The organism is Paenibacillus sp. Paensp38 (genome assembly GCF_059491915.1).
This window is the reverse complement of record NZ_CP168516.1, coordinates 4,435,963-4,448,496: the sequence shown is the minus strand read 5'-3', so window position 1 is coordinate 4,448,496 and position 12,534 is coordinate 4,435,963. Positions and strand designations below refer to the sequence as shown.

Annotated in this window: 11 protein-coding genes; 8 read left to right on the top strand and 3 right to left on the bottom strand. The window is 48.0% G+C overall.

Going from position 1 to position 12,534, the window contains the following annotated elements:
* The first annotated feature begins 94 nt into the window (after window positions 1-94).
* The 3 genes from ACEN8J_RS19660 to ACEN8J_RS19650 all read left to right on the top strand — a co-directional run bounded on the left by ACEN8J_RS19660 (window position 95) and on the right by ACEN8J_RS19650 (window position 2,906).
* Window positions 95-1,540 (top strand): ATP-binding protein, encoded by a 1,446-nt coding sequence (locus ACEN8J_RS19660; RefSeq protein ID WP_029516000.1) that lies wholly within the window; start codon window positions 95-97, stop codon window positions 1,538-1,540.
* 46 nt (window positions 1,541-1,586) lie between these two features.
* Window positions 1,587-2,306, top strand: a complete 720-nt coding sequence (locus ACEN8J_RS19655) for an NAD(P)H-binding protein (protein WP_340884207.1) — start codon at window positions 1,587-1,589, stop codon at window positions 2,304-2,306.
* Between the two features lie 219 nt (window positions 2,307-2,525).
* A complete protein-coding gene (locus ACEN8J_RS19650) occupies window positions 2,526-2,906 on the top strand; it encodes a RidA family protein (RefSeq protein WP_013308546.1) in 381 nt (126 codons plus the stop codon).
* 161 nt (window positions 2,907-3,067) lie between these two features.
* Here the strand turns inward: ACEN8J_RS19650 and ACEN8J_RS19645 are convergent, their stop codons facing one another.
* Window positions 3,068-3,823 carry a TspO-related membrane protein gene (locus ACEN8J_RS19645; protein ID WP_029515996.1) on the bottom strand — a complete coding sequence of 252 codons (756 nt, stop codon included), beginning with the start codon at window positions 3,821-3,823 and terminating at the stop codon, window positions 3,068-3,070.
* Window positions 3,824-4,065: 242 nt separating this feature from the next.
* Here ACEN8J_RS19645 and ACEN8J_RS19640 point away from each other — a divergent pair, with 242 nt between their 5' ends.
* The 3 genes from ACEN8J_RS19640 to ACEN8J_RS19630 all read left to right on the top strand — a co-directional run bounded on the left by ACEN8J_RS19640 (window position 4,066) and on the right by ACEN8J_RS19630 (window position 7,088).
* Window positions 4,066-5,016, top strand: coding sequence for a bile acid:sodium symporter family protein (locus tag ACEN8J_RS19640; RefSeq protein ID WP_029515995.1), 951 nt, complete (start codon window positions 4,066-4,068; stop codon window positions 5,014-5,016).
* A gap of 247 nt (window positions 5,017-5,263) precedes the next feature.
* Window positions 5,264-6,388 carry an NADH-dependent flavin oxidoreductase gene (locus tag ACEN8J_RS19635; protein ID WP_029515994.1) on the top strand — a complete coding sequence of 375 codons (1,125 nt, stop codon included), beginning with the start codon at window positions 5,264-5,266 and terminating at the stop codon, window positions 6,386-6,388.
* A 112-nt stretch (window positions 6,389-6,500) separates the two neighbouring features.
* Window positions 6,501-7,088, top strand: a complete 588-nt coding sequence (locus ACEN8J_RS19630; protein ID WP_029515993.1) for a GNAT family N-acetyltransferase — start codon at window positions 6,501-6,503, stop codon at window positions 7,086-7,088.
* On the opposite strand, the gene ACEN8J_RS19625 is transcribed toward ACEN8J_RS19630, so the two are convergent.
* Both ACEN8J_RS19625 and ACEN8J_RS19620 read right to left on the bottom strand, forming a co-directional pair.
* On the bottom strand, window positions 7,018-8,676 hold the full coding sequence (locus ACEN8J_RS19625; protein ID WP_039270352.1) for a response regulator: 1,659 nt from the start codon (window positions 8,674-8,676) through the stop codon (window positions 7,018-7,020). The genes ACEN8J_RS19630 and ACEN8J_RS19625 overlap by 71 nt on opposite strands.
* A 7-nt stretch (window positions 8,677-8,683) precedes the next feature.
* A complete protein-coding gene (locus ACEN8J_RS19620) occupies window positions 8,684-10,498 on the bottom strand; it encodes a sensor histidine kinase (RefSeq protein ID WP_165148068.1) in 1,815 nt (604 codons plus the stop codon).
* A gap of 207 nt (window positions 10,499-10,705) precedes the next feature.
* On the opposite strand from ACEN8J_RS19620, the gene ACEN8J_RS19615 reads away from it, so the two are divergent.
* Window positions 10,706-11,587, top strand: coding sequence for a carbohydrate ABC transporter permease (locus ACEN8J_RS19615; RefSeq protein WP_029515990.1), 882 nt, complete (start codon window positions 10,706-10,708; stop codon window positions 11,585-11,587).
* Complete coding sequence (locus ACEN8J_RS19610; protein WP_029515989.1) at window positions 11,588-12,424, top strand: carbohydrate ABC transporter permease; 837 nt, start codon at window positions 11,588-11,590, stop codon at window positions 12,422-12,424.
* The last annotated feature ends 110 nt before the right edge of the window (window positions 12,425-12,534 follow it).

Sequence of the window (12,534 nt, the reverse complement as noted above, 5' to 3'; positions counted from 1 at the left end):
AAAGATGGGGCTTCATGTTATGATGTACAAGAAAGGCAAACGCGGTTAACATAGGCCTGGCATCCAATTTTTTGCGCTATGGGAGTGTGAGTCCATGCAATTTTCAATGATGTTTTTAATGAATTTAGGGATGCTGATTGCCGTTGCCTATGTGGCGAACGTGATTTATAAATATGGTTTGAGTCGTACCTCTTCGCGGTTCAAATATGTCAGCTCCGTGCTGCTAGTGATATTTGGCGGATGGGTCAGCTCTTGCTTTGGTTTTAACTTTAGTGAAACGGTTATTTTTGATCTGCGTTTTGTACCGCTGATTATCGCGGCATTGGTGTATCCCCGCTCCTATACGCTTATTATTATTGGGGTCGCAATCGGACTTACGAGATTTACCTTCGGTTTGCATATGGCGGCGTGGGTCGGCTTTTTGAATATGAGCATTCTGGGCGTCCTGTGCGCCGGATTGAACTACTGGATGCGGCGTTCCACCTGGCGTCTGATTATCAAGGCATCGGTGACCATTTTAGCGGTTAATATCGTAAATACGTTAAATATAGCCTGCCTGGGCGTCATTCCCTGGCGCTATTATGTAGCGGAGGTTGTTCCTCTGACACTGCCAATCGGCATCGTCCTCAGTTTTCTATTTGCTCTGATTTTACGGGACTTTCAGATGGAGCAACAGCGGAATCATCAGATTAAGCAGGCGAATGAGTTGTTATCAGAGCAGCGAGATGAGTTGCAGAAGACAAAGGTCATTCTAGAGGAACGTGCCAAGCAACTGATGATGGCTTCCCAATATAAATCGGATTTTATGGCAACGATGTCGCATGAGTTACGTACACCTCTTAACAGCATTATTAACCTGGCGCAGATTATCAACGAGCAGGGAAAGGAACTGGATGAGGACGAGTTATACCAGTACAGCGATCTCATCTATGCCTCGGGGCATGATTTGCTCCAACTGATCAACGACATTCTAGACTTGTCCAAGGTCGAGGCTGGACACATGGAAATCGTAAGTGAGCCGGTCAATGTGCGTGAAATTGCGCAGGTGATGATGATGCAGTTTGAAGTCACTGCGAAGGATAAAAACCTGGAATTCAGCTTAAAGGAGCATGAGCCTATACCGAATGAAATTCGGTCCGATTCCAAACGAGTACAGCAAATTTTGCGTAATCTGTTGTCCAATGCCTTTAAGTTCACTCATGAAGGACGTGTATTGCTGGAAATCAGTACACAACATCTGGATCGAAAGGGACAGGAGGGAGATTGGGTTGTATTTGCTGTAAAAGATACGGGCATCGGCATTTCCAAGCTTCAGCAACACGTTATTTTTGAGGCATTCCAGCAGGCGAACGGTTCCATTAATCGTAAATATGGAGGAACTGGGTTGGGATTGTCCATCAGCCGTGATTTTTCCCGCTTGTTGGGCGGGTTTATCCGTCTGGAGAGTGAGGAGGGCAATGGAAGTACATTTTCCCTGTACCTACCGATGTGTCCGTCCAAAAGCAAGGAGGCGGACGAACAACCCTTTAAATTAACCTAATCGCAATTGTAGGAGCAGGAGCGTTATGGCACAAAGGAGGTCTATCATGGAACGTAAAGCGGTCGTTGTGGGTGCAACAGGGCTTGTCGGGGGTTATGTTGTACGAGAGCTGCTGGTGCAAAAGGAATACAACCGCGTCATGGTTATGGGCAGACGTCCGTTGGACATCAAGCATCCCAAGCTGGAGCAGGTGCTCATCGATTGGGAACAGCCGCAGAAAGCGGCGTTCGCCTTCGAAGGGGTGGATGATGTTTTTTGCTGCCTTGGGACAACGATGAAAAAGGCAGGCTCCAAGGAGCAGTTCCGTCAGGTGGATCTGGACTACCCGGTGCTGACAGCTCAGTTGGGCAAAGAAGCTGGAGCGGTACAGATGCTTGCGGTCTCTGCGATGGGCGCCGATCCGGATTCACGCGTGTTTTATAATCGCACCAAGGGTGAGGCTGAAGAGGCACTTGCCGCTATCGGGCTGTCTGCGCTGCATTTGTTCCGTCCGTCGCTAATCTTGGGCGCGAGACCTGAACGACGTTTGGGCGAAGCCGCTGCCGCTGTTGTCATGAAGGCGCTGGACGGCTTGATGACAGGCAAGCTGGCTTCCTACCGTGCCATCCCGGCTTCGGTCATCGCACGAGCCATGGTACGGATCGCTCTTGCGCAGGCGAGCGGTGTACATATTTATCCGAACGACATTATTCGGGTCATCGGTGCGGAACTAACATCCGATGTTGAGGAAACTGGTTCAGGAACGGGTACGGATGTAAACGTGTAAAACCACGTCTAGGATTAAAAATGATAATAACGCCGCTGTTGCCCGATGATTCGGGCAGCAGCGGCGTTATTTGTGTTTTATGGGTAGTTTATGTTTTGCGGCACATCGATCGTAATCTCTAATTCATCAAGTGCGTTAATCCGTCGCACGGAATAGTGGCTTTGGACTTCACATGCTATAATACGGTGAACCAGTATCAGGAAGGAGAATCCAACCCATATGAAAAAAACAATTGCTACTGAAAAAGCACCCGGTGCTATCGGCCCTTATAGCCAAGCGGTAGAGGCAGGCGGGTTTATTTACACTTCGGGACAGCTTGGACTGAATCCGGCAACAGGTGAGTTTGGTAAGGATGTACAGGAGCAGGCACGCCTGTCCTTGAGCAACGTACAAGCCATTCTGGAAGCGGCAGGCAGCAACATGAACCAGGTTGTGAAAGCGACTGTATTCCTGAAGGACATGAACGATTTTGTCAGCGTCAATGAGGTGTACAGTTCTTTCTTTGAGCAACCCTATCCAGCACGCAGTGCGGTGGAGGTAGCCCGTCTGCCTAAGGATGCACTGGTGGAGATTGAAGTCATTGCATTGAAGGGCGAATAGTCTGTACCCGGTGTAGATCACTCAACAAGCAAGCTTATAGATTTGATCAAAGTCTATACCTAATCATATTGGATAAAATGAATAAACAAAGCAAGCGAGCTTGGGCTAGATGATTCAGACCCGAACTCGCTTGTTTTTGCTAGTAGATATCAATAGTTTCTTTAATCCCGGTCTCGATTACGGGCAAAGAATAGCCATAGGGCGTACACCAGAATGATTGCTGCCAAGATCAATGCAGCCAGCCGTACATTTTCATGGTTCGGATGCTCGACGGCGATGGCGACATAGGCCCATACAAATACGAGAGGATAAATGCTGTCACGATAAGGAAAGCTGACCATGATCGCCAATATGGTGCCGATGAGCAGGATAATGATCGCCCATGTCGTATCGCTGAGTCCCCAGCCACTCCATTCATTCTTTTCCAGTGCCACTGCAATATTGATAATAGTAGCAACGGATACCCAACCGAGGTTGAGGCTGAACGGTAGCTTGACGAACCACATTTCTCCGCGGGTTGGCTGAGGTGTGCGGGTACGTACATACACGACGCCCAAGGAAAGCAAGTATAAAATAATAACGATGACGCACAGTTCTACGTATACATACTGCCAGAGGAAAATCCAGATGATATTGAAAAGACAGCCTAGAATAAAAAAAATACCGATGGATTGAACGCTTGTCTTGGCTTGTCCTGTAGGTGTAGCTTGATACACAACAAAGCAGGCGAGCAGCACGTAGATGACCGACCAGATGGAAAAAGCGTAACCCGCTGGGGTGATCAAGGTAGGGTACATGTTGGATACAGCAGCAGTACTTCTGCCACCGATAGGAAGTGTAGAAGCCAGAAAGTTAATGAAAACGACAGCAATAAATACAATAATATTCCACCATTTATACGGATGGCTTCGTGACATTGGGATATCTCCTCCTCAACGAATGATGATCCAAAATGACTGACTGGTCACAATCTTCTACTATGAATATACCCATTTTACTTTCGAATATGTCGGAACGGTAAAAGTTTCTTGATCCCGGCATAATCATAAAAAGTGGTATGTATATGCAGTCATATGTAGTACAATGATAAAAATTTTAAGCACTATATAAGCTGTATTTCCTCAAATTCAACTTATATAGAAGTAAGGAGATAAGTTGAATGAATAGATTGGAGAAAGTAGGGAAATTTGTAGGAGGGACCTTTTCCATCTGGGTACTTTTATTTGCATGCTTGGGATTTTTCTTTCCTGCGGCGTTTACAGGGTTGAAAGGATACATACAGTTATTTCTGGGCATTGTCATGTTCGGGATGGGGCTAACTTTATCTGCGGCTGACTTTCGCGAAGTATTCCGGCGTCCAGTGGATGTGGCTATTGGTGTGGTCGGGCATTATCTGATTATGCCGTTTCTGGCCTTTGGATTGGCATTAGTATTGCAGTTGCCACCGGATATTGCGGTAGGTGTCATTTTGGTTGGCTGTTGCCCGAGTGGAACTGCGTCCAACGTAATGACGCTTTTATCCAAAGGCGACGTGGCGTTGGGGGTATCGATTGCTTCGGTGTCGACGCTGATTGCTCCACTGGCTACCCCGGCGATGATTAACCTGCTTGCTGGACGTTGGATGAATATTGATGCGAAGTCGCTGATCATGGATATTCTGATCGTGGTTATTGTCCCGATTGTGCTGGGTGTTATCGTCAAATCGCTATTTCGCAAGCAGGCAGAAGCCAGTGTCCAGGCGCTGCCGCTCATATCAACACTGGTGATTATGCTCATCGTGGCTATTGTGATTGCAGGCAGTAAAGGCAAGATTTTGGAGACAGGTCCGATTATTTTTGGTGTGGTTATTTTGCATAACGGAATCGGGTTCCTGCTTGGATATTGGTTTGCCAAGCTGTTCGGCATGGATCTTTCCAAGCGTAAAGCTGTTACGCTGGAAACGGGAATGCAGAATTCCGGACTGGGTGCTGCGCTGGCAGCAGCTCATTTTAACCCGATTGCTGCTGTACCGAGTGCGATTTTTAGCGTGTGGCATAATATTTCCGGCTCGTTGCTCGCGACTTGGTTTTCCCGCCGGGAGGAGAAGAAAAGCACAACCGGGAAGCATTAAGCTTTGTTAGTGGCTTGTGCCAAGTGGCTACGGTTCAGCTTTTTCGAACAGTTTAGGGATGGTCAGAAAGGATAGATTTGACTTTATAGTTGCGGATCATTATACTGTGGTTATTATAACCACTGTATTTAAGTAAGCAACAGTAGTTTGAGTCGTTATGGAGGAAAACTACATCGAATTCGTATTTGGCTTCATGCTCAACAGCCTTATATTATCTGATCTGATTTAACTGAAGGAGAGAGAAAGAATGAACCCAAAATATAATTCTCTATTTGAAGCTTTTACCCTGCCATCCGGTGTTACGTTGAAGAACCGTATTACCATGGCACCTATGACTAACTTTGCTTCCCACGAAAATGGTGAAGTGAGTGACGAGGAACTGGCATACTACCGTGAACGCTCAGGTGGTGTGGGCGCAGTTATTACCGCTTGTGTGTATGTAACTCCAGATGGTAAAGGATTTGTTAATGAGTTTGGTGCGGACAAGGATGAAATGATTCCTAGCCTGCGCCGTCTGGCGGATACGATTCATCAGGAGGGCGCGAAAGCGATCCTGCAAATTTATCATGGTGGCCGCCTGTGTCCACCGGATCAGATTCCAGACGGACAACCGATTAGTGCAAGCGCAGTAGCTGAGGAAAAAGAAGGCGCACCTGTGCCGCGTGAAATGACATCCGACGATATCCATCGCGTCATTCGCGCCTATGGCGAAGCAACTCGCCGCGCGATTGAAGCAGGCTATGATGGTGTGGAGCTGCACGGAGCGAATGGTTACCTGGTGCAGCAGTTCTTCTCCCCGCACTCCAACCTTCGTACCGATGAATGGGGAGGAAGTGTTGAAAAACGAATGACCTTCCCGCTGGCGATTGTTCACGAAGTGAAGAAAGTGATCGCAGAACATGCAAAGGGGCCATTCATTTTCGGATACCGCTTGTCTCCTGAGGAAGGACACACGCCAGGCATCACGCTGGATGATACGATGGTGCTTGTAGACCGTCTGGCGGATCAAGGGCTGGATTACCTGCACATTTCCGTAAATCATTTCTTCGGTGGTTCGTTCCGTGACCGTAGTGACGAACGGTCACGTACCGTTCTCATCCATGAGAAGGTAGGTAACCGTGTGCCGATTATGGGAGTCGGATCGCTGAATACACCGGACGAGGCGCTTGCAGCACTGGAGACAGGTGTACCGCTTGTATCGCTGGGACGTCCACTTTTGATGGAGCCGCAATGGGTTCAGAAGGTGCAAAACGGCACAGAAGATACCATTCGCACGACCTTATCCAAGCAAGCCCAGCAGGAGCTAGTCATTCCTGACTACCTGTGGGGTGCGTTGACGACCCTTCCAGGCTGGATGCCTGTTACGGACTAAATTTTGAATGACGGAGATACCCTAGGCTGCTCTCATGCACCTGGGGTATTTTCCTGTCTTGTGACCGTGAACACAATAATATAGGAATAACTGAGAAAGAAGGAAACTGACAATGTTACATGGAGCTAATGGCGCGATTTTGATGGAGTCAACCCATCCGGGGCTACAGATTCGACTGTTGCAAGTAAATGATGCAGAACGTTTATTAGAGATCAGACGTGAAAATTTTGATTTTTTCAAACCGTTCGAGCCAGAACGGCCTGAAGTTTACTTTACCCTGGAAGAACAGGCGCGTCTGATTTCCAACGGTTTGGAAGCGGCACAAGCCGGACAGGGATATACGTTTGGACTTTTTTTGCCGGAAAATAATAAGCTGATTGGCAGAATAGAGCTGTCGGGTGTCGCTAGAGGCCCCTTTCAAAACGCCAATCTGGGCTACTTTGTAGATCCTGCTTACCACGGACAAGGCTATGCTACTTCCGCAGTGAAGGATATTGTACGCTACGCCCTGAATGAGTTGGAATTACACCGTATTCAAGCTGGAGTGATGCCAAGAAATACGCCTTCCAATCGAGTGATGGAAAAGGCAGGATTTCGCCGCGAAGGGCTAGCTCTCAACTACTTGAAGATTAATGGTGTGTGGGAAGATCACGTGCTGTATGCGATAACGGCTGAGGATTTGCAGAATGGCGTCTTCTGAACTCGCCAGGCGTGACACCCTCCAGTTTTTTGAACACCTTGCCAAAATATTTTTCATCCTGATAACCGACCATACCGGCAATATGATGAAGGCGCAGCTTGTCATTCAGCAGTAATAGCTTTGCCTTGCCCATCCTGATCTGGCACAAATAGTCCGACAGATTAACCCCGTACTCCTGCTTGAATTTACGAGAAATATATTCCCGACTGAGGTAAAAGCGGCTCGCCATATCCTGTAGAGAAATGTCCTCGTCGTAGTGTGCATCCAGATAGCGGGCAATATCACGGATGGTCGGGTTGTTTGGACTATGGCTTGGTGTAAGTGCCTGACCGGCTGCCAGCAGTCGGTTTTCGACCTGTCTTTGCCATAAGGGCAACGAAAGCATGCCGCGGTTGTCGACCGGCAAGGCATGAATGGAGCCGGACTCATCTGCCATCTCCTCGCCATCGGTATCTCCAGGTCTGTCATTCAACCAGCGGGCCAGCATCCAGTCCAGCTCTTGATTCCAACTGGCTAGCTGCTCTGCTGTAACCGAAGGCAACTCGGCTACGGCTGCTATCCAGCGGCCTACCGCTATAGACACACGACTGGCATTACAGCTGAGCGCACTAAGCCGTAGTTCCTCTTCCATGTCAGGTAACTGGGGAAGACGAATGCTCTGCCGTGTCTGGGTACTCTGGTGCATCCAGTCGGCTTGCAACACATCCCGTTTCCACAACGCTTGCCTTGCCTCTTGGTAGGCAGTGGCTGCCGCTATGGGAAAGGCACCAAAAGAGCCAACCCCGATGTGCATGTAGCACCGCAAAGCGGTTTTGATTCCTGTATGAATATCCTGCAAGAGCTTTGACCAACGAGATGGATCGCCCCAATATAGCAGAATAATTTCGTCCATACGCTCCAGATGACGGAATGCAACTCCGGTTTGAGAAGTTCCGAGAAATTCGTTGCAGATGTTAGTGAGGGAAAAGCTCAAAAGCGCACGCCGCGTTTTATATTTGTCCAGTATATCGGCATCCAGCTGAGTAGTACTCATCACAGCTGCATTACATATCTGAATAGCTGCGGGAAGACGTAGCTCCTCGCGTAAGGGCGTAATGGAAAGAGGGGTATTCGCTATCCCGGAAACGATTTCAGTCAGGAGCTTATCAGCATAGTGTGGCCTCATCCGATTGACCTCCATGGCCTGCATCGTCTGCCTGTTCCGGTCTTGCTCTGCTGTCCGCCAGGCTTGAGTGGCTTTTTTTACAGCCTCGTTAATCTCCACTGGATCCACGGGCTTAAGAATATAGTCCATGCCTCCCCGGCGGATGACCTGTCGAACCAAGTCAAAATCATCATAGCCACTGACCACCACGACTCTGGTTGCTGGGGAATTGACTTGAATCCACTCCATCAGTGCTATCCCATCCTTGCCGGGCATCCGCATATCCGTGAGTACAACGGGTGGGGAAAGGGCGGTAATGACCTCAATCGCCTGATCGCCCGACTCGGCTTCAATCACCTCGCTCACACCGCAAGCTTCCCAATGTACGAGCATCCGTATGGCATGGCGCACATGCTTCTCATCATCCACAATCAGGACTTTCATTGACAGATCACTCTCCCTTAATATGAATCTCCGTATGGGCTTCCGTGCGAATTTCGAGTGTGTACCGGACACCATGAGGCAGAATGTTGTCTACGCACAGGGTGTTAGAACCATCCTCCGAGTGAAGCTGAATACGCAATAGAACATTACGAAGGCCAATGGAGTCCTGCTCGCTAGTGTCTGGCTCCTCGTAGGCTTTTAGCGGACGTTTTAACATATGCTGGAGTTGCTCCAACTCGGCTTGTGGAATGTTAGTTCCGTTATTTTCCACTGTTATTTTCACAATGCCTTCCCGGATTCGGCTGCCTGTAATGCGAATTTCACCGGGCCCCAGCCGGGGATCGGCACCGTGCTTAAAGTAGTTTTCCACCAACGGTTGGAGAATCATTTTAGGCACCCGATCATTCAGGACCTCATCCTCCCACTGGTAAGTGACTTCTAATTGCTCACCGAAGCGTTCCTTTTGCAAATCAAGATATTGTTTTACATGTTCGGCTTCTTCCTTAAGTGTAACGACCGTATGGTCCCTCATATTATAGCGCAGCATTTTGGCAAGGGAAGAGAGCAGCGAATAAATTCGCGGCACCTCATGCTGTAGAGCCAGGGTTCCAATAGACTGTAGCGTATTATATAAAAAGTGAGGATTAATCTGTGCCTGAAGCGCTTTCAATTGATGTGTCTTGTTAGCCAGCTCCAGCTTGTATTCCCGCAAAATGAGGTTATTGATGGTATCCATCATCTGTCTGAAACGGCGCGACAGTACTCCGATTTCATCGTTACTCATGGCCCGAATGTCTACATCCAGTTGACCGGACTGAATCTGGTTTATGTAACGAGTCAGTCGCTTAATAGGTGCCGTGATTTTTATCGAAATCCATAACGTGGCAACAATGGCAAGTAGCAATGCTGCGCCTGTAATGACCGCATTGATCTGAGTCAGGCGGGTAGCCCGTAAATACAGCGTACGATGTGGAATTTTCTTGACGAGTGTCCAGCCTGACAAGTTGGCATCCAGCTTGCCGTACACGTGCAGTGCTGTATCATCCTCAATCACTCCGTGCTCGCCTTCTTTAGAAATTCGATTGAGCAGGTCAGATTCCTTCCAGTGTGTTCCAATTGATGCTTCTTTTCCGCTATATATGATCGTTCCGTTTCGATCGATCAAAAACAGCTCCTCTGTATCCGCATCATACAATTGACGGCAAATACTGCGCAGCGGCTCCAGATCAACATCTATAGCCAGTACCCCAAGCGTCTCTGAGGCAGGAATGTTCCGAATCGCCCGATGAAGTGTAAATACTTGCTGCTCTGTGCTGTGCTCCGCATAGGAAACCGCCGAAAAGCCGTACAAATGCTTCATATGCGTGGGCTGTATGAACAGTCCGGAAGGCCCATAATGAATAAAACCGGTAAAGGGCTCCAGCCGGAATTCCCGTAGAGGAACCGTGCTGGTAATCAGCGTAGATTGCCCGGCCTCAAAAGAATGCAAATACACCTGGTCAATGCCTGACGTAGCATTCATCATCGTTTGCAGAGTGGTGTATATTTCAGCGACGGCCCGGTAATCATCCGGGATTTTGGCCAGATTACGCAGAAAATGAGGGTCATTATAGACTCCGATGGACGCGCGATTCAAACCCTGTAAATAGTTATCCAAATTCGTAATTCCCTGAAAAATAAGCCGCTCATTTTCTTGTGTGGCCTGCTCCCGCAAGGAGTGCTTGGTGAGAACGAAGGTCATGGTCATCGACAGCAGTAGCGGCAGGGTGACCGCAATGAGCAAAAACCAGATTAGGCGAGAACGAATACTGTAAAATTTCATGCAGTGAGCTCCTTTCACAATTCAAGGCGAGCCAGAGGTCAATATTTTCCCCCTTAATGGTTCACGATCCTACGTGTTCTCGAGAGCGCTTATTCGACATAATGAACATGTGAATCGCATATCCTTACGGCCCAAACATCATACTGCTGAAAGAAAGCCGTAAAGGAGCGTTCCAGACACCAATAGACAACATAAGGGGGGATCGGTTTGAATCGCGCCAAGTCGTCGCAATGGCTACAGCAATGGATTTTTGTAGGGCCGTCGACGTTATTTTTCGTTATCATTATTGTAATCCCTTTCATGCTCGGAATGTACTATTCTTTTACAGAGTGGAATGGAGTAGCCAATCAGGCAAAGTGGGTCGGGCTGGATAATTTCAGTCACATTTTATGGAATGATGACAAATTTGGGACAGCGTTCTGGTTTACGGTCCGTTTTACGGTGGTAGGAGTGGTGGCTGCGAATATTTTTGGCTTTCTGCTGGCGTATTTTCTAACCAAACCGTTGAAAACAAAAAATGTACTAAGGACCATCTTTTTTATGCCCAATGTGATCGGAGGTCTGTTGCTGGGCTTTATCTGGCAGTTTATTTTCGTCAAGGGATTTGCAGCAATCGGAGAGAGCACGAACTTGTCCTTCTTCAATCTGTCCTGGTTAGGAGATGAGATCACGGCCTTCTGGGGCATTGTAATCGTGTTTATCTGGCAAACTGCCGGGTATTTGATGGTGATTTATATCTCTTCCCTAACCAATGTGCCCCGCGATATGCTAGAAGCAGCCGAAATTGACGGAGCTAGTCGGATGCAAATTTTGCGGTCGATTATACTTCCTTTAATCATGCCTGCCGTTACGGTTTGTCTTTTCCTGGCGATATCATGGTCATTCAAAATGTTCGATCTTAATTTGTCACTGACCAAAGGCGGTCCCTTCGGGTCCACAGAGTCGGTTGCACTCAATATTTACAATGAAGCGTTTGTGAATAATCGTTATGGGCTGGGAACAGCTAAAGCACTCATTTTCTTTATCATTGTTGCTCTGGTTACGAGCCTTCAGGTACGACTGACGAAAAGTCGGGAGGTGGAAGCGTAAATGGAAACAAGCAAGCGCTACCGCTTTGGAACATGGGCGACCGAGATAGTGATGATCCTCGTCGCATTGTTATTCCTCGTCCCGTTTTACTTTTTATTCGTGAATTCGGTCAAAAGCTTTGGTGACCTGCTCACCGATTCTGCGGCCTGGCCACAAACCTTTGTATGGAGCAACTACGCTAGAGCGTGGAGCATCACACGTTTTCCCGAAGCTTTATGGAATTCATTCGTGGTTACGGTAGTTAGTAATCTGCTGCTCGTACTGATCAGCTCAATGGCAGCTTACCGAATGGTCCGGCGTCCGACGCGTTATAATCGAGTGTTGTTCAGCCTGTTCGTAGCTGCTATGGTTATTCCTTTTCAATCGGTGATGATTCCTTTGGTCAAGGTTGTAAGTACACTGGATTTAATGAACAGTATAAGTGGTCTGGTCATCTGTTATCTGGGATTCGGAGCTCCAATGTCGATCTTTCTCTTTCATGGATTCGTCAAAGGTGTGCCAGTCGAGGTGGAAGAAGCAGCTACGGTGGACGGCTGTACGCCTTACGGAGTGTTTTTCCGAATTGTGTATCCGTTGATGCTGCCGATGATGGTAACTGTTATTATTTTAAATACGCTCTGGATTTGGAATGATTATCTCCTGCCTTCTCTGGTACTGCAAAAGGCTGAGCTGCGCACGATTCCGATTGCGACCTATGCCTTTTTCGGACAATACACAAAGCAGTGGGATTTGGCTTTGCCTGCTCTGGTGCTGGGCATCTTGCCAGTCATCGCATTCTTTCTGGCTATGCAAAAATATATTATACAAGGTATTATGGCGGGTTCGGTCAAGGGTTGAGTGTGGGATGAGCTGAAAATGTACACGGTGTGCCACTCCGCAAACGAGGGTGCTTACCATCGCTGTTAGCCTCCAGATTTCCCTGAATAAACGAATAAAGGTGGGAATCT

Coding starts and splice junctions, on each gene's coding strand:
- ACEN8J_RS19660 (WP_029516000.1), top strand. CDS start 95: ATGCAATTTTCAATGATGTTTTTAATGAATTTAGGGATGCTGATTGCC.
- ACEN8J_RS19655 (WP_340884207.1), top strand. CDS start 1,587: ATGGAACGTAAAGCGGTCGTTGTGGGTGCAACAGGGCTTGTCGGGGGT.
- ACEN8J_RS19650 (WP_013308546.1), top strand. CDS start 2,526: ATGAAAAAAACAATTGCTACTGAAAAAGCACCCGGTGCTATCGGCCCT.
- ACEN8J_RS19645 (WP_029515996.1), bottom strand. CDS start 3,823: ATGTCACGAAGCCATCCGTATAAATGGTGGAATATTATTGTATTTATT.
- ACEN8J_RS19640 (WP_029515995.1), top strand. CDS start 4,066: ATGAATAGATTGGAGAAAGTAGGGAAATTTGTAGGAGGGACCTTTTCC.
- ACEN8J_RS19635 (WP_029515994.1), top strand. CDS start 5,264: ATGAACCCAAAATATAATTCTCTATTTGAAGCTTTTACCCTGCCATCC.
- ACEN8J_RS19630 (WP_029515993.1), top strand. CDS start 6,501: ATGTTACATGGAGCTAATGGCGCGATTTTGATGGAGTCAACCCATCCG.
- ACEN8J_RS19625 (WP_039270352.1), bottom strand. CDS start 8,676: ATGAAAGTCCTGATTGTGGATGATGAGAAGCATGTGCGCCATGCCATA.
- ACEN8J_RS19620 (WP_165148068.1), bottom strand. CDS start 10,498: ATGAAATTTTACAGTATTCGTTCTCGCCTAATCTGGTTTTTGCTCATT.
- ACEN8J_RS19610 (WP_029515989.1), top strand. CDS start 11,588: ATGGAAACAAGCAAGCGCTACCGCTTTGGAACATGGGCGACCGAGATA.